19 protein-coding genes are annotated in these 20,626 nt (G+C 73.1%); 7 read left to right on the forward strand and 12 right to left on the reverse strand.

Going from position 1 to position 20,626, the window contains the following annotated elements; genetic code table 11:
• The first annotated feature begins 25 nt into the window (after positions 1 to 25).
• Positions 26 to 829, forward strand: a complete 804-nt coding sequence (locus S1361_RS18605) for a helix-turn-helix transcriptional regulator (RefSeq protein WP_208032959.1) — start codon at positions 26 to 28, stop codon at positions 827 to 829.
• 58 nt (positions 830 to 887) lie between these two features.
• Positions 888 to 1,430 (forward strand): hypothetical protein, encoded by a 543-nt coding sequence (locus S1361_RS18610; RefSeq protein WP_243769217.1) that lies wholly within the window; start codon positions 888 to 890, stop codon positions 1,428 to 1,430.
• A 19-nt stretch (positions 1,431 to 1,449) separates the two neighbouring features.
• On the opposite strand, the gene S1361_RS18615 is transcribed toward S1361_RS18610, so the two are convergent.
• Together S1361_RS18615 and mshA are read right to left on the reverse strand one after the other, a co-directional pair.
• Positions 1,450 to 1,950 carry a type III secretion system chaperone family protein gene (locus S1361_RS18615; RefSeq protein WP_208032960.1) on the reverse strand — a complete coding sequence of 167 codons (501 nt, stop codon included), beginning with the start codon at positions 1,948 to 1,950 and terminating at the stop codon, positions 1,450 to 1,452.
• On the reverse strand, positions 1,943 to 3,280 hold the full coding sequence (gene mshA, locus S1361_RS18620) for a D-inositol-3-phosphate glycosyltransferase (RefSeq protein ID WP_208032961.1): 1,338 nt from the start codon (positions 3,278 to 3,280) through the stop codon (positions 1,943 to 1,945). The genes S1361_RS18615 and mshA overlap by 8 nt, the downstream gene beginning before the upstream one ends.
• A gap of 191 nt (positions 3,281 to 3,471) precedes the next feature.
• Here mshA and S1361_RS18625 point away from each other — a divergent pair, with 191 nt between their 5' ends.
• The 3 genes from S1361_RS18625 to S1361_RS18635 all read left to right on the forward strand — a co-directional run bounded on the left by S1361_RS18625 (position 3,472) and on the right by S1361_RS18635 (position 7,259).
• Positions 3,472 to 4,317: a class I SAM-dependent methyltransferase gene (locus tag S1361_RS18625; protein ID WP_425086835.1), complete on the forward strand. Its 846-nt coding sequence runs from the start codon at positions 3,472 to 3,474 to the stop codon at positions 4,315 to 4,317.
• Positions 4,318 to 4,550: 233 nt separating this feature from the next.
• Positions 4,551 to 5,654 (forward strand): C40 family peptidase, encoded by a 1,104-nt coding sequence (locus tag S1361_RS18630; RefSeq protein ID WP_208032962.1) that lies wholly within the window; start codon positions 4,551 to 4,553, stop codon positions 5,652 to 5,654.
• A 303-nt stretch (positions 5,655 to 5,957) separates the two neighbouring features.
• On the forward strand, positions 5,958 to 7,259 hold the full coding sequence (locus S1361_RS18635; RefSeq protein WP_208032963.1) for a PP2C family protein-serine/threonine phosphatase: 1,302 nt from the start codon (positions 5,958 to 5,960) through the stop codon (positions 7,257 to 7,259).
• Between the two features lie 225 nt (positions 7,260 to 7,484).
• Here S1361_RS18635 and S1361_RS18640 read toward each other — a convergent pair whose 3' ends face one another.
• The 3 genes from S1361_RS18640 to S1361_RS18650 form a co-directional block, all read right to left on the reverse strand.
• On the reverse strand, positions 7,485 to 7,829 hold the full coding sequence (locus tag S1361_RS18640; protein ID WP_208036667.1) for a DUF2516 family protein: 345 nt from the start codon (positions 7,827 to 7,829) through the stop codon (positions 7,485 to 7,487).
• Between the two features lie 108 nt (positions 7,830 to 7,937).
• Positions 7,938 to 8,537 (reverse strand): hypothetical protein, encoded by a 600-nt coding sequence (locus S1361_RS18645; RefSeq protein WP_208032964.1) that lies wholly within the window; start codon positions 8,535 to 8,537, stop codon positions 7,938 to 7,940.
• An 80-nt stretch (positions 8,538 to 8,617) separates the two neighbouring features.
• Positions 8,618 to 9,088, reverse strand: coding sequence for a helix-turn-helix domain-containing protein (locus tag S1361_RS18650; protein ID WP_208032965.1), 471 nt, complete (start codon positions 9,086 to 9,088; stop codon positions 8,618 to 8,620).
• Positions 9,089 to 9,236: 148 nt separating this feature from the next.
• Here S1361_RS18650 and S1361_RS18655 point away from each other — a divergent pair, with 148 nt between their 5' ends.
• A complete protein-coding gene (locus tag S1361_RS18655) occupies positions 9,237 to 11,603 on the forward strand; it encodes an ATP-binding cassette domain-containing protein (protein ID WP_208032966.1) in 2,367 nt (788 codons plus the stop codon).
• A gap of 78 nt (positions 11,604 to 11,681) precedes the next feature.
• Here S1361_RS18655 and S1361_RS18660 read toward each other — a convergent pair whose 3' ends face one another.
• The 5 genes from S1361_RS18660 to S1361_RS18680 all read right to left on the reverse strand — a co-directional run bounded on the left by S1361_RS18660 (position 11,682) and on the right by S1361_RS18680 (position 18,430).
• Positions 11,682 to 13,712: a HelD family protein gene (locus S1361_RS18660; protein ID WP_208032967.1), complete on the reverse strand. Its 2,031-nt coding sequence runs from the start codon at positions 13,710 to 13,712 to the stop codon at positions 11,682 to 11,684.
• Positions 13,713 to 13,763: 51 nt separating this feature from the next.
• A complete protein-coding gene (locus tag S1361_RS18665; RefSeq protein ID WP_208032968.1) occupies positions 13,764 to 14,384 on the reverse strand; it encodes a TetR family transcriptional regulator in 621 nt (206 codons plus the stop codon).
• A gap of 9 nt (positions 14,385 to 14,393) precedes the next feature.
• The gene (locus S1361_RS18670) at positions 14,394 to 16,631 is read right to left on the reverse strand and encodes an aminoglycoside phosphotransferase family protein (RefSeq protein ID WP_208032969.1); all 2,238 of its coding nucleotides are present in this window, start codon (positions 16,629 to 16,631) and stop codon (positions 14,394 to 14,396) included.
• A gap of 192 nt (positions 16,632 to 16,823) precedes the next feature.
• Positions 16,824 to 17,561, reverse strand: a complete 738-nt coding sequence (locus S1361_RS18675) for an HAD family hydrolase (RefSeq protein ID WP_243769218.1) — start codon at positions 17,559 to 17,561, stop codon at positions 16,824 to 16,826.
• Positions 17,561 to 18,430 (reverse strand): GntR family transcriptional regulator, encoded by an 870-nt coding sequence (locus S1361_RS18680; RefSeq protein WP_425088034.1) that lies wholly within the window; start codon positions 18,428 to 18,430, stop codon positions 17,561 to 17,563. The genes S1361_RS18675 and S1361_RS18680 overlap by 1 nt, the downstream gene beginning before the upstream one ends.
• A 151-nt stretch (positions 18,431 to 18,581) precedes the next feature.
• On the opposite strand from S1361_RS18680, the gene S1361_RS18685 reads away from it, so the two are divergent.
• The gene (locus S1361_RS18685; RefSeq protein WP_208032971.1) at positions 18,582 to 18,770 is read left to right on the forward strand and encodes a hypothetical protein; all 189 of its coding nucleotides are present in this window, start codon (positions 18,582 to 18,584) and stop codon (positions 18,768 to 18,770) included.
• Here the strand turns inward: S1361_RS18685 and S1361_RS18690 are convergent.
• The gene (locus tag S1361_RS18690) at positions 18,765 to 19,673 is read right to left on the reverse strand and encodes a winged helix-turn-helix domain-containing protein (protein WP_208032972.1); all 909 of its coding nucleotides are present in this window, start codon (positions 19,671 to 19,673) and stop codon (positions 18,765 to 18,767) included. The two genes, S1361_RS18685 and S1361_RS18690, sit on opposite strands and share 6 nt — an antisense overlap.
• 345 nt (positions 19,674 to 20,018) lie before the next feature.
• Positions 20,019 to 20,621 carry an RsiG family protein gene (locus S1361_RS18695; protein WP_208032973.1) on the reverse strand — a complete coding sequence of 201 codons (603 nt, stop codon included), beginning with the start codon at positions 20,619 to 20,621 and terminating at the stop codon, positions 20,019 to 20,021.
• Positions 20,622 to 20,626 lie beyond the last annotated feature (5 nt).

The following is a 20,626-nucleotide window of genomic DNA, read 5'->3' on the forward strand; positions in this document are numbered from 1 at the left end:
CGGCCGCGTCTTGTACGTTCCTTGCATGGCCGCCGGGCAGGAAGTCACCGCGTGGCGTCCCCGGGTCCCGGGCGTCACCGAGGTCTTCCACGCCCGCTTCACCGAGTACGCCTATCCGATGCACGTCCACGACGCCTGGACGCTGCTGATCGTGGACGATGGGGCCGTACGGTACGACCTCGACCGGCACGAGCACGGCACCCCGCACGACACCGTGTCGCTGCTGCCGCCGCACGTGCCGCACAACGGGTCGCCGGCCACGCCGGGGGGCTTCCGGAAGCGGGTGGTCTACCTGGACGGCAGCCGGCTCGGGGAGGAGTTCATCGGGCCGGCCGTGGACTCCCCCGATCTGCGGGACCCCGTACTCCGGCGGCGCGTCGGGCAGTTGCACTCCGCCCTCGCCCGGCCCGGCGACGAACTGGAGGCGGAGAGCAGGCTGACCCTCGTCGCGGAGCGGCTGCGGGACCACCTGCGCCGGCGGCCCCGGCAGCGACGGCTCGTGGATCCCGTACTCGCCGGTGAGCTACGGGAGTTGCTGGACGCGCGGGTCGTCGAGGGGATCTCGCTGGAGGAGGCGGGCCGGCTGCTGCACGCCCACCCGGCGCATCTCGTCCGGGCGTTCAGCGGCGCGTACGGCATCGCCCCGCACCAGTACCTGATGTCCCGGCGGGTCGGGCGGGCCCGGCGGCTGCTGCTCGACGGGCTCCCGCCGGGCGAAGCGGCCCCGGCGGCCGGGTTCTACGACCAGGCTCATCTCACCCGGCACTTCAAGAAGTTGGTCGGGGTGACGCCGGGGCGCTATCGGGGCGGTACGCGCCGGGCCTCGTAGGGCAGGTCTCTCTGCGGAAGACCCCCGTCCGGTGATCACACCTGGTTAACCTCACCCCATGGATGACACAGAGAAGGCACAGGAACCCCAGACTCCGCGCGATGCATCCAGCAAGACCTCTTCCCTGCCGCTCCGGCGCCTGTCGGTCGCGGTCGTGGGTGCGGCGGTCGTCGTCGCCCTCGGCGTCGGCGTGGCCCTGGCGGCTCCCTCGGACGGCTCCCGCCCCGGGCGGGGCGTGACCAGCACCGAGCCAACCGGGGACTCGTCCGGCGGCGACGTCGCCGGCTCGGGCAGCACCGGCGGGCTCTCCGACGGTGGCACCACCGACGGCGGCAGCACCGCCGGCAGCACCTCCGACGGCAGCGTCGCCGGTGCCGCGGACGGCGGCAGCACGGCCGGCGGCGACGACGGCCAGCCGAGCCCGACCACGCCCCCGTCCTCCCCACCGGTGGACCTGCAGGAGCTCAACCGGCGCATCTCGGAACTCGACAAGAAGGTCGACAAGCTGCCGACCAAGAAGGAACTGGCCGACGCACTGCGGGCGTTCGCCGACCAACTGGACCACCGCGGCAGCGGAAGGCCGGAGCCGGACCCGTCCTGAACCACCGCTCGGCCGGGCGTCAGTCCGCCGGGCGGTCGATCAGGTGCCTGAACGCCTCCAGGTTCCGCGTGGACTCGCCGCGCGAGACCCGCCAGGCGTACTCCTTGCGGATGGAGGAGGCGAAGCCCAGCTCCAGCAGAGTGTTGAAAGCGCCGTCGGCCGCTTCCAGGACCTGGCCCAGGAGGCGGTCGACCTCCTCCGGGGTGACGGAGGCGAGGGGCAGCCGGGAGGTGACGTAGACGTCGCCGTGGCGGTCGACGGCGTAACTCACGCCGTACAGCTTGAGGTTGCGCTCCAGCAGCCAGCGGTGGACGCCGGTCTCGTTCTCGTCGGGGTGGCGGATGACGAAGGCGTTCAGCGACAGCGAGTGGCGGCCGACGAGGAAGGACACCGTGGTGGACAGCTTCTTGCTGCCGGGGAGCCTGACCACGTAGTTCCCGGGCTCGGGGTTCTCCCACTCCAGTTCCGCGTCCTTGAAGACGCCCTCCAGGACCTGCCCGGCCTTCTCCACGTCACCCATGGTGGGAGCGTACGCGACGGCGGTGGGACTGGGTCGCGGCCGTGTAGACGTCGGCGGTGGCGGCGGCGGCCGTGTCCCAGCCGAACGACCGGGCGTGCCGGGCCGCGGCCTCGCCCATGCGCGGGGCGAGGTCCGGCTGGTCGGCGAAACGGCGCAGCACGCGCGCGTAGTCGGCCGGATCGTGGCCCTCGACGAGGAAGCCGGTCTCACCGTCGCGCACGGCCACCGGCAGACCGCCGACGGAGGCCGCGAGGACCGGGGTGCCGGCCGCCTGCGCCTCGACCGCGACCAGGCCGAAGGACTCGCTGTACGACGGCATGACCAGCACGGACGCGGCCCGGAACCAGTCCGCCAGCTGCTCCTGGCCGACCGGCGGGCGGAACCGTACGACGTCGGCGATGCCCAGCCGGGCCGCGAGCTTCTGCAGGCCCTCCGGCTTGGTGAGCCCGCTGCCGCTGGGGCCGCCGACGACCGGGACGAGGATGCGGGAGCGCAGGTCGGGGCGCTCGTCCAGCAGGACCGCCACGGCGCGCAGCAGGACGTCCGGCGCCTTCAGGGGCTGTATGCGGCCCGCGAAGAGCGGGATCAGGGCGTCCTGCGGGAGGCCGAGGCGGGCCCGGGCGGCGGCCCGGCCGTCGGCGGTGCGGAAGCGGTCGAGGTTGACGCCGGGGTGGACCACGGCGACCTTGGCGGGGTCGGCCGCGTAGTGCCGTACCAGCTCGTCGGCCTCCTCGGCGGTGTTGGCGATGAGCCGGTCGGCGGCGGCCACTATCTGGGTCTCGCCGATGACGCGGGCGGCGGGCTCGGGGGTGTCGCCGTCGGCCAGGTTGGCGTTCTTGACCTTGGCCATGGTGTGCATGGCGTGCACCAGGGGCACGCCCCAGCGCTGGGCGGCGAGCCAGCCGACGTGGCCGGAGAGCCAGTAGTGCGAGTGGACGAGGTCGTAGTGGCCGGGGCGGTGGCCGGCCCACGCCTGCATGACGCCGTGCGTGAAGGCGCACAGCTGGGCGGGGAGGTCCTCCTTGGCCAGGCCCTCGTAGGGGCCCGCGTCGACGTGCCGGACGAGGACGCCGGGGGCCAGCTCGACCGAGGGGGGAAGGCCGCCGGCCGTGGCCCGGGTGAAGATCTCGACCTCGATGTTGATCGCGGCCAGCCGCTGGGCCAGCTCCACGATGTAGACGTTCATGCCGCCGGCGTCGCCGGTGCCGGGCTGGTGGAGCGGGGAGGTGTGCACGGAGAGCATGGCCACCCGGCGGGGCCTGCGGTGCAGCCTGAGCCGCGCGCCGGCCGACGGGGAGCGTCGCCCGAGCCTGCTGACGTACTGGCTCACGTGGCGTTCCTCCTTGCTGCGGGCATGCCTGCCGAGGGCCCACCTCGCCCTCCAAGGGGGTCCAACAGCGACCGGGTGCCCGGGCATTTCCCGTGGAACCGGCTTTGCCCAATCATTACCCTTGATCGATCAACGGTTCGAATACCGAGGGCGTCGGCGGGGTGGCCCGCGGGGCGCTTACCCTCGTACGCATGGCAGCCCGCACCACCTCCCTCCCCCACTCTCGGCTTCGTTCGAGCAAGGGGACCGCCGTCGTGGGGACGGTGACGCGCGGGACGACCAACCCCAACCGGCTGCGCCGCATGGACCGCTGGATCGCGGCCGTGCACGGCGCGGCGCTGCGGCGCGCGAGCGATCCGGTGGCCGTCGACCTGGGCTACGGCGCCGCGCCCTGGACCGCCGTGGAACTGCTGACCCGGCTCCGCGCGGCAGCGCCCCGCGCGCGTGTGGTGGGCATCGAGATCGAACCCGCCCGGGTCGCCGCGGCCCGGCCGTACGCCCGCGAGGGCCTGGTCTTCCGGCACGGCGGCTTCGAGGTGCCCATCCCCGAGCGGCCGCTGCTGATCCGCGCGGCGAACGTCCTGCGCCAGTACGACGAGGACGAGGTCGCCGCGGTGTGGCGGCAGCTGTGCGGGCGGCTCGCGCCGGGCGGGCTGCTGGTGGAGGGGACCTGCGACGAGATCGGGCGGCGGCACGTGTGGGTGGCGCTCGGCCCCGAGGGCCCGCGCACGGTCACCTTCGCCACCCGTCTCGGCTCCCTGGACCGCCCCTCCGACCTCGCCGAACGCCTGCCGAAGGCGCTGATCCACCGCAACGTCCCGGGTGAGCCGGTACACGCCTTCCTCCGCGACTTCGACCGCGCCTGGGCCGCCGCCGCGCCGTACGCGGCCTACGGCGCCCGGCAGCGCTGGATGCGCGCGGTACGGGACCTGACGGCCGACTGGCCGGTGGCGGATTCCCCGGCCCGCTGGCGGCAGGGCGAAGTGACGGTGGACTGGGGCGCGTTGGCACCCCGAGGCGGACAGAGCCCGAACTGACCCCGCCCGGGCATCACCCATCGGGACATCACCCATCGGGACATCACCCGTTCGTGCCGCCGGAGACGGAACGATCCCCGTGCGTCGTTCGTCACACCGGCGAGGAGATCGTCGTATCCGGCGGTGAGCGGGGGAAATCCGGTTTCCGACGGCCTCTGTCGCTTTGCGCGCGGCCGTGGCACGATCCCTCAGGCGACCGTAAGTTACTGACGGTAAATCAGTTTGGGGGAAGTATGCGTTCGGGCAAGCGCGGCCTGCTCACGGCCGCCCTGACCGTGGTCTGCGCGGTGACCGTCCTCGCGGCGCCCGGCACGGCGTTCGCCTCCGTCGCGCCCGCCCCCACGCAGAAGGCGGCCCCCACACCGCCGGCGACTCCCGCACCGACGCCGACTCCGGCGCCGGACAAGGGCCTTGAGGAGGTCCGGCAGAAGCTGGACCGGCTCTACCACGACGCGGCCGTGGCCACCGACGCCTACAACGCGGCCGAGGAGAAGGCGAAGAAGCAGTCCGCCGAGATCGTGGCGCTGGCGAAGAAGATCGTCGAGGGCCGGCAGAAGCTGGAGAAGCTCAAGGACCAGGCGGGTGCCGCGGCCCGCGACCAGTACCGCACCGGCGGCCTGTCCTCCACCGCCCAGTTCCTGCTGAGCGACGACCCGGGCCGGTTCCTCGACGACGCGGGCCGGGTGCTCCAGGGCCAGCAGGCGGCGAAGAAGCTGATGGAGGAGAAGGCCCGCACCCAGCGGGAGTTGCAGCAGTACGCCGACGACGCCTCCGACCGGTGGCAGAAGCTGGAAGCCAACCGCAAGGCCAAGGCCGCCGCCAAGAAGAGGGTCGAGAAGCAGATCGACGCGGCCGAGGAACTCCAGTCCCGGCTGGAGAAGAAGGAGAAGGAGCGGCTCGCCCAGCTGGAGCAGGAGGCCGCGGACAAGGCGCAGACCGCCTGGCTGGACACCGGCGTCCTCAAGGACGTCCACGGCAAGGCCTCCGCGCAGGGCGAGAAGGCCGTCCGGTACGCCACCGAACAGCTCGGCAAGCCGTACGTGTGGGGCGCCGAGGGTCCGGACTCCTTCGACTGCTCGGGCCTGACCTCCCAGGCCTGGGCGACGGCCGGGCACCCGGTGCCGCGCACCTCGCAGGAGCAGTGGAGGCAGCTGAAGCGCGTCGACGTGAAGGACATGCGCCCCGGCGACCTCGTCATCTACTTCTCCGACGCCAGCCATGTCGGGATGTACATCGGCGACGGCGCGATCATCCACGCCCCGCGCCCCGGGCGGACGGTGACGATCACGGGCGCCGGTTCGATGCCGATCCTGGGCGTCGTACGACCGGACGCCTGAGGGTGACGACCGTGCCGCGTGCCTGATGGGATACGCACCGTGGACCCGGTGACGTGCGTCATGTGACCCACCGCACGGCCAACGCCCGCCCAAACTCCCGCAGGACGTGAGCTTCGTCATCCCCTCCGGCCCGCCGCCGTGTCCAACTGCGGTACAAAACGCGGCATATGACAGCGGCGGGAGCCGGAGCGACGCGGCTCACACCATTCCATCGGGGCGGTCCCAGCCGCTATGGTCCCGGTCGGTGGGTCGAGACCCCTCGACACCGCCGTGCCCTCGGGGGGAGGGAAGGAACCCAGGACAATGCCCGTACCCGTACCGCGGCAGAGAGCGATCCCGGCCGTGGAGAGTGGTCAGGCGCAGGCCGCCCGCGCAGTCGGCGGCCCCCTCAAGGAAGAGGCCCACCGCGACGCCACGCCCGTGAACGGCGCCGGCGCCACTCTCACCCTGCTGCTGATCGAGGACGATCCGGCCGGCTCGCCGATCGTGCCCGACCTGCTGGACCCGGCCGGCAAGCCGATCCGCGTGCGCACCGCCCGCAACCTCACCGAGGCCGAGCGGCTGCTCACCGACGACGTCCACTGCATCCTGCTCGACCTGGCACTCCCGGCGCCGGGCGGCAGCGACACCGACGACGAGCTGGCCGTGCTCAAGCACGTCCTCCAGCTCGCGCCCCGGCACGCCGTGCTCGCGCTGACCGCCTCCGGCGACGCCGAGCGCGGCGCCGAGGCCGTGCGCGTGGGCGCCCAGGACTACCTCTTCCGGGACGAGCTGGACGGCCGGCTGCTCAGCCGCGCCATCCGGTACGCGGTGGAGCGCAAGCGGTCCGACACGGCCGAGCGGCGGCTCGCCGAGGGCAGGCTGCGCGCGCAGGAGAACCGCCGCCTGGAGCGCGGCCTGCTGCCGACCCCGCTGCTGGAGGGCTCCTCGCTGCGCTTCGCCGCCCGCTACCGCCCGGGCCGCTCCCGGGCGCTGCTCGGCGGCGACTTCTACGACGCCGTGCGCACCCCGGACGGCACCGTGCACGCCATGATCGGTGACGTCTGCGGGCACGGCCCGGACGAGGCCGCGCTCGGCGTGGAGCTGCGCATCGCCTGGCGGGCGCTGACCCTGGCCGGGCTGTGCGGGGACGAGCTGCTGAACACCCTGCAGCAGGTGCTGGAGCACGAGCGCGCCGACGAGGAGATCTTCGCGACGCTGTGCACGGTGGACATCGCCCCCGACGGCCGCCGGGCGGGCCTGTGCCTGGCCGGCCACCCGGCCCCGCTGCTCGCCCGCCCGGGCCGCCCGGCGCGGCTGCTGCCCTACGACAACAACGGCCCCGCGCTCGGTCTGCTGCCCGGCGCCCGCTGGCCGCGGATGCAGGTGGAGCTGGGTCGCGAGTGGAGCCTGATGCTCTACACCGACGGCCTGATCGAGGGCCGCGTCGGTGAGGGCGGGGAGCGGCTCGGTCAGGACGGCATGCTGGAGATGATCCGCCGGCAGCTCTCGGAAGGCCTGCGCGGGGAGGAGCTGCTGCGGGCCGCGGTGAGCGAGGTGCGGGACCTCAACGGGGGTGAGCTGACCGACGACGTCGCGGTGGTGCTGCTGGATCGCACGCGGTAGCGGGACCGCGGTGGGCGGGATCCCGCCGTGAGGTCTACGCGCCGTCGCCGGGTGCGGGCAGGTCCTGGCTGGTCGCGCCCACGCGGCGGAGCCGCATGCCGAGCACGGCCCCGCGCCCCTTGGGGCCGGCTGCGGTGCGCCGGCCTGAGGGGCACGGGGAACTGCGCGAACGAGCCCCCGCGCACGCACCCGGCGACCGCCAGGCGGCCCCACGGCGGGATGCCGCTAGCGGCCCCCGTTGTACGGGCCGTAGGGACCGTCGCTGCTGCTTCCCCGGCGGCGGCCCCAGCCGCGGCCGCCGCCCACCTGCTGGAGGGCGGGGCGGACGTCGACGATGTAGACGATGCTCGCGACCGCGCCGGCGATGGGGAGGATCGACAGGATCGAGAACAGGTAGCTGACCACGAGCGCGATGCCGAGGATGATCAGCCAGAAGACCTTGTTCTGCTTGTCGGCCGCGCGGAAGGCGTCCTCGCGCCGGAACGCGGCGTCGAACAGCCCGAACGCGGCCAGGGCCATCAGAATGATCTTCAGGATGCCCATGAATCCCGCGAAGCCCAACATCAGCATGCCGTCCACCGCCCGTTGATAGCCCGTCCTGCTACGCCGCCACCGTACCCATAGAACGGGCCGGACACCCCAAAGGTGCCCGGCCCGGACCCGTATCGCCCGCCCTGGTCACTTGGCCGGCGGGACCGTCTTCTTGGCAGTGGTGGTCTTGCGCGGGGCCGGCGCCTTCTTCGCCGCGGGCTTCCTGTCCGCGGCGGACTCGTCCGCGGCCGCGGCCGGCTTCGGCTCGTCGTCCTTGACCTGGACCGCCTCCGGCTTGCCCTCGACGACGATCGCCAGTTCCTCGATCTCCTCGGCGGCCTCGCCGCGCCAGGTCTTCACGGCCTGCTCGCCGTGCTCGGCGACCCGCTCGTAGGTCTCGCGGGCCTTGACGGCGTACTCGGCGGCGACGCCGACACCGCGCAGGGCGAGGTCCTGGGCGGTCTCACCGAGCTTCTTCAGGTCGACGTCGAGGGTGCCGATGAACTCGTTGACCTTGGCCTGGAGGGTCTCCTGCGCCTCCTTGGCGCGGGCGGTGGCCTTCTCCTGCACGGCCTTCGGGTCGGTCTGGCGTACGGCTTCGATACGGGCCGGCGCCTCGGCGCGCAGCTGCTCGACCAGGGCCGGCACCTTCTTGGCCTGCTGAAGCGCCAGGTTGGCGGTGCCCGCGGCGAAGTAGAGCGGAGTCGGGTCGCTGAAGGTCTTGCGCAGGTCGTCGGTGATGGCCATGGTGAGGGTCCTCCCGGATCGGATTCGCGTTCGGCTGGGTTGGTGTGGTCCGCGGCGGGCGTCCGGAGCCCTGGTCCGGCTTATCCGGCCGTCCGCCGCGGACCGTCGTCCGTGTCACTTCCTGCGGCATCGCCGGCGCCGGCCGTAGGGCCGCCGTAGCCGGGCCCCTGGTGCGCGGTCCCGTCCCCGTCCTCAGTGCCCCGGAATCCGTTCTCCTTGCGGAAGGAGTCGTAGATCTGGAGCAGCACCTGCTTCTGCCGCTCGTTGAGGGACGGGTCGGCGAGGATGACCGCCCGGGTCTCCACGTCGTCCCGGTCCCGCTCGGCGTCGAGGATGCCTGCGCGGACGTACAGCGTCTCGGCGGAGATGCGCAGGGCCTTGGCGACCTGCTGGAGCACCTCCGCGCTGGGCTTGCGCAGCCCGCGCTCGATCTGGCTCAGGTACGGGTTGGACACCCCGGCGGCGTCGGCGAGCTGCCGCAGCGACAGCTGGGCGTTCCGCCGCTGTTCGCGCAGGTAGTCACCGAGATTGCCGACGTTCAGCGATGCCATGCCTCCACCATGCCCCACTCGCGCTAACAATTGCAAGCATCCTGCTTGCAAGAGTGTGTCGCCGGTTCGGGAAGCGTCGCGAAGAGCGTGCAGGAAGTGTCAGGAATGGAGAAGCGCCCACGCCGGGAGCGCCGCTACGGTGACCGGCATGGACGACGCCACCGCACAGCACGCCGCCGACAGTCACGACCTGATCCGTGTGCACGGCGCACGTGAGAACAACCTCAAGGACGTCAGCGTCGAGATACCCAAGCGCCGGCTCACGGTGTTCACCGGGGTCTCCGGCTCGGGCAAGAGCTCGCTGGTGTTCGACACCATCGCCGCCGAGTCGCAGCGGCTGATCAACGAGACGTACAGCGCGTTCGTCCAGGGCTTCATGCCGAACCTGTCGCGGCCCGAGGTGGACGTCCTCGACGGTCTGACCACCGTGATCAGCGTCGACCAGCAGCGGATGGGCGCCGACCCGCGCTCCACGGTCGGCACCGCCACCGACGCCAACGCGATGCTGCGCATCCTGTTCAGCCGGCTCGGCACGCCCTACGTCGGCCCGCCCGGGGCGTTCGCCTTCAACGTGCCCTCGGTCTCGGCGTCCGGCGCGATCAAGGTGGAGCGCGGCGCCAAGAAGGCGGAGAAGGTCACCTTCAACAAGGTCGGCGGCATGTGCCCGCGCTGCGAGGGCCGCGGCTCGGTCTCCGACCTCGACCTGACCCAGCTCTACGACGACAGCAAGTCGATCAACGAGGGCGCCTTCACCGTCCCCGGCTACACCGGCGGCGGCTGGAACTCCCGGCTGTACGCGGAGTCCGGCTTCTTCGACCCGGACAAGCCGATCCGCGAGTTCACGAAGAGGGAACTGCACGACCTCCTGCACCGCGAACCGACCCGGATGAAGATCGCGGGCATCAACATGACCTACGAGGGTCTGATCCCGCGCATCCAGAAGTCGATCCTGTCCAAGGACAAGGAGGCGATGCAGCCGCACGTCCGGGCGTTCGTGGAGCGTGCGGTCACCTTCGCCACCTGCCCCGACTGCGACGGCACCCGGCTCGCCGAGCACGCCCGCACCTCGAAGATCAGGGACGTCTCCATCGCGGACGCCTGCCGGATGGAGATCAGGGACCTGGCCGCATGGGTGCGCACCCTGGACGAGCCGTCGGTGGCGCCGCTGCTCGCCTCGCTGCAGCAGAGCCTCGACTCGTTCGTGGAGATCGGTCTCGGCTATCTGTCGCTGGACCGGCCCGCGGGCACGCTGTCGGGCGGTGAGGCGCAGCGCGTCAAGATGATCCGCCACCTCGGTTCGTCGCTCACCGACGTCACGTACGTCTTCGACGAGCCGACCGCGGGCCTGCACCCGCACGACATCCAGCGGATGAACGGCCTGCTGCTGCGGCTGCGGGACAAGGGCAACACGGTGCTCGTCGTGGAGCACAAGCCGGAGGTCATCGCGATCGCCGACCACGTGGTGGACCTCGGCCCGGGCGCCGGTACGGCGGGCGGCACGGTGTGCTTCGAGGGCACCGTCGAGGGGCTGCGGGCCGGCGGCACGCTCACCGGGCGGCACCTGGACGACCGGGCGGCGCTGAAGGCGACGGTCCGCAGGCCCACCGGGGCGCTGAAGATCCGCGACGCGCGGGCGCACAACCTCCAGGGCGTCGACGTCGACATCCCGCTCGGTGTGCTGGTGGTCGTCACCGGGGTCGCCGGCTCCGGCAAGAGCTCGCTGGTGCACGGGTCGATCCCGGCCGGCGAGGGCGTGGTCTCCGTCGACCAGGCGCCGATCCGCGGCTCGCGGCGCAGCAACCCGGCGACGTACACCGGGCTGCTCGACCCGATCCGCAAGGCGTTCGCCAAGGCCAACGGCGTGAAGCCGGCGCTGTTCAGCGCCAACTCCGAGGGCGCCTGCCCCACCTGCAACGGCGCCGGGGTCATCTACACGGACCTGGCGATGATGGCCGGCGTCGCCACCACCTGTGAGGACTGCGAGGGCAAGCGGTTCGACTCCTCGGTGCTGGAGTACCGGCTGGGCGGCCGGGACATCAGCGAGGTGCTGGCGATGCCGGTGACGGAGGCCGAGGAGTTCTTCGGCGACGGGGAGGCCCGTACGCCGGCCGCCCACCGGATCCTGCGGAACATGGCCGACGTGGGGCTCGGGTACCTCACCCTGGGCCAGCCGCTCACCACGCTGTCCGGCGGTGAGCGGCAGCGGCTGAAGCTGGCCACGCACATGGCCGACAAGGGCGGGGTCTACGTCCTGGACGAGCCGACCACCGGTCTCCACCTCGCCGACGTCGAGCAGCTGCTGGGCCTGCTCGACCGGCTGGTCGACGCCGGCAAGTCGGTGATCGTCGTCGAGCACCACCAGGCGGTCATGGCGCACGCCGACTGGATCATCGACCTCGGCCCCGGCGCCGGCCACGACGGCGGCCGCGTGGTCTTCGAGGGCACACCGGCCGAGCTGGTCGCGGGGCGGTCGACGATCACCGGTGAACACCTCGCGGAGTACGTCGGGGGCTGAGCCCCTCCCGGGTGCGGGTGCGTTGCGGCCGGGCGCGCAGTTCCCCGCGCCCTTCGGGGGCGCCTCCCCTCGGGTCCGTCAGAACGGCAGCGGTCGTTCGTGCACCACGTCGAGGCGGGAGACCGCGCGGGTCAGCACCACGTACAGGCGGTGCGCGCCGCGCGGCTCCGCCTCGGCCACGGCGGCCGGTTCCACGGCGATGACGTGGTCGTACTCCAGGCCCTTGACCACGCTCGCGGGGACCAGGGTCAGCCGGGCGCCGAGCGCGTCGGGGCCGGCCGGGTCGAGGCCGGCGTCGCCGAGCGCCGCCCGTACCCGGTCGGTGTCCGCGTCGGCCGTGACCACGCCGACGGAGCCTTCCCGGGCGAGGGCGTCGCGGACGGCGGTCACGGTGGTGCCGAGCAGGTCGTCGGTGGGCCGCAGGGTCAGCTCGCCGTCGGTGCGCAGGGAGGTGGCGGCGGGGACGGCGACGTCGAGGCGGGCGAGCAGCCGGTTGGCGAGCTCCAGGACGGCCGCCGGCACCCGGAACCCGGTGGTCAGCGGCACCACGGCCGCGTCCGGCCGGCCGAGGTGGCGCAGTTGCACGGACCAGTCGCGGGCGGCCCACGGGGTGGTGCCCTGGGCGAGGTCGCCGAGGACGGTCAGCGAGCCGAACGCGGCCCGGCGGGCGATGGCCCGGCACTCCATCGGGGAGAGGTCCTGCGCCTCGTCCACGACGAGGTGGCCGTAGCCCTCGGGGTGTTCGACGAGTCCGGCGAGTTCGTCCAGCAGGACCAGGTCGGCGGGCGACCAGCGGGCCGACTTGTACGAGCGCGGCGGGCGCGGCCACAGCAGCGCCGCCTGCTCGTCGGGGTCCAGCAGGCCGTCGGCGGAGCGGGCCAGCGCCTCGCCGTCGGTGAGGAGTTCGGCGAGGACCTCCTCGGGCCGGACCTTCGGCCACACCGCGTCGAGCTGCTCGGTCAACGGCCGGCAGCGCTCGATGCGGCGCACCCAGGAGGCGGGCAGCACCCCGGAGCGCCGCTCGGCGCGGTCCCGCAGCCGCCGTACCACCCGGGTGCGCACGCGCTCCCGTCCGACGGCGTACGGCGGCTCCTCGGCGCGTACCTCCGCGACGATCTCGGCGAGTTCGTCGGCGGGCACCCGCCAGCGGTAGGAGCCGTCGGGTACGGCGAGGTCGGTCACGCCGTCGGCGGTCACGCGCGCGTACAGCGCCCGGCGCAGCACCTCGGCCATGCGCGGGTCGTGCTTGACCACCGCGGTCCGCACCGGATCGGTCCCGGTGGGCCGGTGGCGGGCGATCTCGTCCAGCAGGGTCGACTGCCGGACGCCGGTCTCGCCGAGGGAGGGCAGCACCTCGGCGATGTAGGAGAGGAAGGTGCGGTTCGGGCCGAGGATCAGCAGGCCGGAGCGCTGGAGCCGCTTGGGGTGGGTGTAGAGCAGGTAGGCGGCCCGGTGCAGGCCCACGGCGGTCTTGCCGGTGCCGGGGGCGCCCTGCACGCACACGGAGTCGGCGAGGCCGGCCCGGACGAGGTCGTCCTGCTCGGGCTGGATGGTGGCGGCGATGTCCCGCATGGGGCCGACGCGGGGCCGCTCGATCTCGCGGGCCACGATGTCGCTGGTCCGGGACTCGCCGCGGGCCAGGTGCTCGTCCTCCAGGCCGGTGAGGTCGGCGGAGTCGCCCCGGCTGCCGGGCGCCCAGCCGAACCGGCGCCGGACCGCCACGCCCTGCGGGTCGCGGGCGCTCGCCTGGTAGAAGGCGCGGGAGACGGGGGCCCGCCAGTCGACGACGAGCGGCGGGGCGGCCGGGTCCTCGGTGATCCGCACCCGGCCGACGTGGTAGCTCTGGCCACCGTGCCCGGGGTCGCCGTCGGCGAAGTCGAGCCTGCCGAAGAACAGCGGCCCCGGCGGGAGTTCGCGCATGGCCTTGGCCTGGCTGCGCAGCCTGTGGCCGAGGACTTCGGCGTCGGCTCCGGATGCGGAGACGTCCTCGCCGATGACGACCTGTTCGGCGGCGCCCTCGACCATGGCGGTGAGGGCCGTACGGCAGGTGTCGTGGTAGGCGCGCTCGGTGTGCAGGGTGGCCTGGAGTGCGGAATCGAGAGGCGTCATGACGCCAGCGTACCCGCGAAATCGTTACCGAGTTACATTTTTAACCAAGTCTCAACCGATGGTCCGGCTCCTCGCGTGCGGCAGCGCCTCCGCCAGCTGCCGGAACGCCCGCTCGGCCGCCCGTACCGCGTCCGGCGCCACGGCCTCCACGGACTCGCCCGCCGCGATCCGCCGCCAGTTCTCCTGGGCGAGGATGCGCTGCACGGCGATGATCTGCCCGGCGGCCAGCCGCGCGTCCAGCCCCCCGCCGAGCGCCTCGGCGAGCGCCGCCTCGGACCGCTCGACATGGGCGTACGCCCGCGCCACCAGGGCCGGGGTGCCGTAGAGCAGCCGGTGGAAGGCCAGCACCTCGGGGTGGTCGTTCAGGCCGGTGACCGGGTCGCGCCGGTCCAGGCCGGCGAGGAAGTTCCGGCGCAGCGCGTCCACCGGGTCGGCCGCTCCGGCCACCACCCGCGCGGCCTCCGTCTCGTGGTCCGCGATCCGGTGCAGGACCAGGTCCTCCTTGGCCGGGAAGTACCGGAAGAGGGTCGGCTTGGAGATCCCGGCCGCCGCGGCGACCTCCGCCACGGAGACCGCGTCGAAGCCCCGCTCCAGGAACAGCCGTACGGCGATGTCCGACACGTCCTGGTACATCCGCTGCTTCTTGCGCTCGCGCAGACCCATCTCACCCATGGGGCGAGCCTACGCAGCCCCGCCCGTTCCCCCCGCCGTCCCCCGCGCCGGGCGGCTGCCCGGCGCGGACGGCCACGCCACCGGGGCGCGGCCCGGGTGCGGGCCGCCGTACCACCGCGCGGACAGGCCCAGCGAGGCGGTGGCGGCGGCCAGGGTCATGGCGTACGACTCCACCGCGCGCCGCACGTTGGGCGCGTCCAGGGCGGCCCCGGTGACCAGGCGGTCGAGGTCGACGTAGGCCGAGCGGACCAGCTCCATCCAGCGGTACACCCGCCAGTCCCGCTGCCAGCCCTGGGTGAAGCGCGGCTCCAGCCGGGCCTCCCAGCGGCGGAACATGCGGTCCCGGATCTCCGGGCGGGTCGGGGTGAGGTGCATGTGCCGGACCAGGTCGTACAGCGGGTCGCCGACCAGCGCCATCTCCCAGTCGATCAGGGTGAGCGGCGGGCCGTCGTCGCGGCGCACCAGGTTCCACGGGTTGAGGTCGCCGTGCAGCAGGGCGGGGTCGCGGGGGGCGACCCGGTGCCGGGCGAGGATCTCGCGCAACCGGGGCGCGTCGGGCAGGCCGAAGAAGCGGGCCAGCCGCTGGGACTCCTTCGGCAGGCCGGCGACCAGCGCCACCAGCTGGTCGCTCAGCCGGTCGTGGAAGCCGGGCGGGGCGATCGGGTCGAGCGGGGCGTGGTCGACCAGGGTCAGCGCGGCCAGCTGGTCGACCAGGCAGTCGGCCTCGTGCGGCCGCAGCCCGTCGACCGGGTGCTCGGGACGGCGGCCGAGGTCGGCGGCGCCCTCGTAGGTGTGGACGGCGAAGCGGTCCCCGCGGTAGCCCAGGCCGGGGTCGGTCGCATGGCTCTCCCCCAGCGCGAGCACCCGGGGCGCGGCCACCGGCGCCCCCGACCGCTCGATCGCCCGCAGGACGGCGTGCTCGCTCAGGAAGCCGGTCTCGCGCCGCAGGACGACGGTCGCCTCGCGGCGGACGACGACCGGAAACGGGGTGCCGGGCACCCGGATCACCGTGTTCAGGTGCGCGGCGCCCTTGAACACCCGGCCGGCCGGTGCGGCGCCCTCCAGGAACAGCGCGTCGGCGACCGCGGAGCGGGGGAAGTCGGGGTGCTCGGGGACGCGTTGGTCCGGTCTCCAGCAGACGACCCGCTTGCGCGGGCTGCCCGACGCCCCGCGCCGGAACAGGATCCGCTCGATCTCGTCCGGCTCGGGCACCCGGCCCAGCCGCAGCGGCCCGGCGGCGGCGCGCAGGGCGTCCCGGACGGCGGCCGTGGCCTGCTCCAGGCGCTCCCGGCCGAAGGACTCCTCCAGCGAGCGCGCGGCCCGGACCACGTCGGCGTACAGGGACTGGGCGTGCTCGAAGGCGACGTAGTGCCGCAGGTCCCGGTGCAGGCCGGCGGTGGCGGCGGGGCGCACCCGCTGGACGGCCTCGGCCCAGGCGTCCACGACCTCCCGCCGCTGGTGCTCGGGGTAGCGCATGCGCACCAGGTGGACGGCCAGGTCGTGCAAGGGGTCGCCGTACCCGGCGAGTTCCCAGTCCACGCAGTGCAGCGGCGCGGTACCGGCGGCCGGCAGGACCAGGTTGCCGCGGTGCAGGTCGCCGTGGAGCAGCCCGTACGGCCGCCGGGTCATCGCCGGGACCCGGTCGGCGAACCGCGCGAGGGCGTCCTCGGGCACGCCGAGGGCGGTGAACAGGCCGCCGTAGCGGTGCCGGTTGGGCCGCCGGATCTGCTGGTCGGCGAGGTGGGCCAGGGTGCGCAGGAAGCCCTGGGAGTCGGTGTGGTTGCGGGGCCGGTGGGCGGGCAGGGGCGGCAGGGCGCCGCCGCGCACCTGGGCGATGGCGGCGAGCAGCTCCGCCAGGTCCTTCAGCAGGGGCCCGTCGACCGGTTTGCCGGGGCCGCAGACGTCGGCCAGGACGGCGCCGTCCACATAGCTGTGGACGGCGTACCCCGGGCCCTCGGCCAGGCACTCCGGGACCTGCGGGAGCACCCTGCGCACCGACCGCAGGATCTCCGGCTCGCTGGACCAGGTCCGGATCACCACCGGCACCGCGTCCGGGCGCGGCACCCGCACGGTCACCAGGGTGCCCGGCTCCCGGCCCAGCAGCCCGGCCAGCGGTTCGGTGAGCGGCACGACGTGGTTGCGGTGGTGGAAACCGCCGCTCGCCCGGCCCGCGACGACGGCACGGGCCACGAACTCCCGGACGACGGCGTCCGTCCGGGCGGCACGGGGAACAGGCGGTGCGCCCACTGGCCGCTCCGGGGTCGATCGCGCGGGAAGAACGGGACGGGAGGCCAGTCGAGCAGCCGCGCGGGTGGTCCGCCACTCGTCTGTGCCGGGCGGGCGCCCGGGGACGGCTCGTCGCCGCTCCCTGCGCACGGGGATATGCACGCGTCACAGGGATGCGCGTGCGTCCGAGCGATGACTCGGACGAGCGGAATGCTAGCCGACCGGAGGCCGCCTCCGGAGCAGCCGCAGCAACGGCTCCAGGGACCGTACGACGTGTACGGCGCCCGCCGCGCGCAGGTGTTTCTCCCTGTCCTCGCCCCGCGCGAAGCCCAGGAACGGCACCCCGGCCTCGCGGGCGGCCGCCAGGTCCGTGAGGGAGTCGCCGATCATCAGGGCGGCGCCGGGCGCGGCGCCCATCGCGTTCAGGGCCCGGTTGAGGCAGTGCGGGTCGGGCTTGAGGTGGTGCAGCTGCTCGGTACGGCCGTACAGGTGAGGGGCGAAACAGCCGGCGATGCCGCGGGATTCGAGGTAGCTGCGGGCGGCTCGGGGCGAGTTGTTGGTGGTGACGGCCAGCCGGGCGCCGACGGCGGTCCAGGTGCGGATGAGCGGGTCGGCATAGGCGGTGGGCAGCGCGGAGGCGGCGGCCCGCAGCTCCGCCTGGGTGAGCCGTTCCTCCAGGCCGGCGACGAGGTCGCTGCCCGGCCGGCGGCGGCCCACGGCGCGCAGGACGACCTGCGGGTCCAGCGTCTTGCGTTCGGACTCGGTCAGCAGCCCGCGCAGGCCCTGCCGCTCCAGCCAGTCCACCAGGTCGGCGGCCACCCGTTCGGCCCGGTGGCGGGCGAACAGCCGGCAGATCGGTCCGTCGAAGTCCCACAGCACGAACCGGGCCGATGTGATCAGTTCCCGAAGCTTGTCGTTCTCGCCCGCATCAGAAGTCGCATCAGAAGTCACTAGGAGAGTGTCAGGTCCGTCGTGATGGTTTCCCAGAGGGCGTCGAACCACATCTGCGACTGCTCCACGAACGCCGCGTCCCGCTGTCCGGCCCGCTTCTCGAAGGAGAAGAGCAGGGATTCCGAGCCGAGGGTGTCGTACATCTCCAGGGTTCCGCTCTCGGTGGGCTCCGCGCGGCGGGTGATCATGTAGTACGCGTACAGCGCCTCCGCGCCGTTGAGCAGGTACAGCTTCGCCGGCGGGGTGAACGGCAGGGCCCGGAAGGTGACATGGACGTCGATGTCGTGGGTGCCGCGCAGCGCCTGGAGGTTGTACTGGAGCACCTGCCCCTGGGCGTTGCGCATCGCCAGCCAGCGCTGGTGGACGGCGTCGTCGTCGCTGCCGGCGTCGACCGAGACCGGGAAGGCGAGATTGATGTCCCGGGACGGCAGCAGTATGCGGACGTCGATCCGCTCGGGCCGCAGCCGGCCGTCGTGGATCAGGCGCAGCGGCTCACCGAGGGCCGGGATCAGGCTCTGCGCGGTCAGGCAGACGGCGTCGATGCGCACGTGCGGTTCGGAGAAGGCCTGGGTCAGCCGGGGGGCGAGGGCGACCATGGTCGGCTGCGGCTCCTCGCGCGCGGGGGCGGGCTCGGCGACCCGGGGCGGGCTGCCCTTGCTGACGTTGCTGAGCAGACCGTCCTCCTGCAACATCCGCAGGGCCTGGCGTACGGTGCCCCGCTCCACACCGAACTCCTCGGCCAGCTCCGCCTGGGTGGGCAGCCGGTCACCGACACGGAGGACACCGCTGCGGATGCGTTGGCGCAGGGTGTCGGCGATCTGCTGGGGCGTGAGCCTTCTGCTGCCGTTCACTGCCATGGGCTCTGCCATGTTCTCCTGGGTCACGACCAAACGCTACAACCGTGATCCATCTACGGGGAGTTGTCGAGAAGTTGTTTGTCGATGTTGGCCAAGTGGGGACAACTTAAGCAGAGTTGGTTGCCAACTTGGTCAAGTTGGCAGACCGAAAGGGGGAACGTCCATGCCTGTCCTCGCGCTCCTCTCCGCCCTCCTCGTCGTCGGCTTCGAGCAGTTGGTCGAGTGGAGGTTCGGAGCAGCCGGCATCCTCGGGCTGCTCCTGCTGACCGTGGGCATCAAGGCCAAGAGCCCGGCCGTCAGCTCCGCCGGCGCGGTCCTGCTGGCGCTGCTCCTGGCCGGCCCCGCGCTATAGCGTCAGCACCAGGTCCGAACTGATCGTCTCCCACAGCGCGTCGAACCACAGGCGCGACTGTTCCACGAACGCCGCGTCCCGCTGCCCGGCCCGCCCCTCGAAGGCGAACAGCATCGACCGGGTGCCGTCGGCGTCGTACAGCTCCACGTGCTCGTGTCCGATCTCCCGCTCCCGGCGGCCCAGCGTGTAGTACGCGAACAGCGCCTCGGAGCCGTTGAGCAGGTACAGCTTCACCGGCGGGGTGAAGGGCAGCGCCCGGAAGGAGACGTGTACGTCGATGCCGTGCGTGGTGCGCAGTGCCAGCAGGTTCTGCCGCAGCACCAGACCCTGGGCGTTGCGCTGGGACAGCCAGCGCCGGTGCAGCAGACCGCCGTCGTCGGCGGCCACCGGGGTCGGGAAGGCGAGGTCGATGTCCCGGCTGGGCAGCAGCAGCCGGACGTCGATCTTGGCCGGTTCCAGCCGTCCCGCGTGGATCTGCCGCAGCGGCTCGCCGACCGCCAGGGTGAGCGAGACGGAGGTCAGGCAGAGCGCGTCGATGCGCACGTGCGGGGCGGCGAAGGCGGCGGCGATGCGCGGGGCGAGACCCACCATGGTGGGCTGCGGCGGCGCCGCGGGTCCCGCCGGGGGACGCGCCGGCCCCGGTACGGCGGCCACGGTGGCGGGGCTGCCCTTGGAAACGTCGGTGAGCAGATGCTCCGACTGCAGGATGCGCAAGGCCTGCCGCACCGCGCCGCGTTCGACACCGAACTCGCGGGCCAGCTTGGCCTGCGTGGGCATGCGCTCGCCCGGCCGCAGCACACCGGACCTGATCCGGCTGCGCAGTTCGTCGGCGATCTCGCGGTGGGACGAACGGTGCCGCTGGGGCTTCGTCCGCCCACTGGCGGAGGCGTGCTCCGGGTCCACGAAGGAACCCTACAACTTCCCGCCAACTTACGGCAGTTCCGCGGCGGCTGGTTATAAGACGCATCCCAAAGGAGATAAGTACAGTGAAGTTGGCAGCCAACTTGGCCGACATGGTCGAGCTTCCCAGTGGTTGGCCGACCGGGTTCCCTTCCGGAGGGGAGCCGGGAGCCCGGACAGGGGACGGCCACCGGAGCGCACAGCCACAACTGAACAGCGACATCTGAATACCGACATCGCACAGCCACAACTGAACAGCACGCTACGGATGAACAGCACGCGGAAGGGAACGACCGGGCGCCGCCTCCGAAGAGGCGGCGCCTTTCGTGTGCCCCGGGACGCCCACCGTCACATCAGCAGATCGTCCACCTGCGCCTCGCCCTCCCGGTACCGGCGCGCGATCTCCCCGCTGCAGTCGTCGGCCGTACGCTGCAACCGCTGGCGGCACCGCGAGACCTGCTGCTCGTAGCGCACCAACCGCCCCATCGCGGCGTTCAGTTCCAGGTCCGTGCGCGCCGTCAGGTCGGACAGCTCCACCTCGCCGAGCATCTCGGCGGCCAGCCGCCGGTACTCCTCGTTGTGCGGGGTGCCGAGCGTGACATGGCGGGCCGAGGAACGCTGCCGGGCCGGGGCGTCCTGCAGGATCTCCGGGAGCCGGTCGACCACGGAGCCGTCCGCCGGCGCCGGCACGGCCGCCCGGCCGCGCCGGCCCAGCTCCGCGCGCAGGATGTCGATCCGCCCCTGGAGCAGCCGCCGCACATAGCTGAGGTCCGCCTCGTCCCGCTGGGCGTCGCGGCGCAGTGTGCGCAGCTCGGGCAGGCTCAGCCGGGCCAGGTCGTGCTCGGGAGGCTCGGCGGGCGGCGCCGGGTCCGCGGAACCGTCCGCGCGCTGCACGGGCGGCCGGTACGTCCCCTGCGTCTCCAGCCGCCCGCTGGTACTCGGTGTGCTCATCTGCT

It is taken from the genome of Streptomyces cyanogenus (assembly GCF_017526105.1).
Taxonomy (GTDB): domain Bacteria; phylum Actinomycetota; class Actinomycetes; order Streptomycetales; family Streptomycetaceae; genus Streptomyces; species Streptomyces cyanogenus.

Bases quoted from the DNA above. Each gene is read 5' to 3' on its own strand.
- S1361_RS18605 (WP_208032959.1), top strand. From the start codon at position 26: ATGGCCGCCGGGCAGGAAGTCACCGCGTGGCGTCCCCGGGTCCCGGGC.
- S1361_RS18610 (WP_243769217.1), top strand. From the start codon at position 888: ATGGATGACACAGAGAAGGCACAGGAACCCCAGACTCCGCGCGATGCA.
- S1361_RS18615 (WP_208032960.1), bottom strand. From the start codon at position 1,950: ATGGGTGACGTGGAGAAGGCCGGGCAGGTCCTGGAGGGCGTCTTCAAG.
- S1361_RS18625 (WP_425086835.1), top strand. From the start codon at position 3,472: ATGGCAGCCCGCACCACCTCCCTCCCCCACTCTCGGCTTCGTTCGAGC.
- S1361_RS18630 (WP_208032962.1), top strand. From the start codon at position 4,551: ATGCGTTCGGGCAAGCGCGGCCTGCTCACGGCCGCCCTGACCGTGGTC.
- S1361_RS18635 (WP_208032963.1), top strand. From the start codon at position 5,958: ATGCCCGTACCCGTACCGCGGCAGAGAGCGATCCCGGCCGTGGAGAGT.
- S1361_RS18640 (WP_208036667.1), bottom strand. From the start codon at position 7,829: ATGCTGATGTTGGGCTTCGCGGGATTCATGGGCATCCTGAAGATCATT.
- S1361_RS18645 (WP_208032964.1), bottom strand. From the start codon at position 8,537: ATGGCCATCACCGACGACCTGCGCAAGACCTTCAGCGACCCGACTCCG.
- S1361_RS18650 (WP_208032965.1), bottom strand. From the start codon at position 9,088: ATGGCATCGCTGAACGTCGGCAATCTCGGTGACTACCTGCGCGAACAG.
- S1361_RS18655 (WP_208032966.1), top strand. From the start codon at position 9,237: ATGGACGACGCCACCGCACAGCACGCCGCCGACAGTCACGACCTGATC.
- S1361_RS18660 (WP_208032967.1), bottom strand. From the start codon at position 13,712: ATGACGCCTCTCGATTCCGCACTCCAGGCCACCCTGCACACCGAGCGC.
- S1361_RS18665 (WP_208032968.1), bottom strand. From the start codon at position 14,384: ATGGGTGAGATGGGTCTGCGCGAGCGCAAGAAGCAGCGGATGTACCAG.
- S1361_RS18680 (WP_425088034.1), bottom strand. From the start codon at position 18,430: ATGGCAGAGCCCATGGCAGTGAACGGCAGCAGAAGGCTCACGCCCCAG.
- S1361_RS18685 (WP_208032971.1), top strand. From the start codon at position 18,582: ATGCCTGTCCTCGCGCTCCTCTCCGCCCTCCTCGTCGTCGGCTTCGAG.
- S1361_RS18695 (WP_208032973.1), bottom strand. From the start codon at position 20,621: ATGAGCACACCGAGTACCAGCGGGCGGCTGGAGACGCAGGGGACGTAC.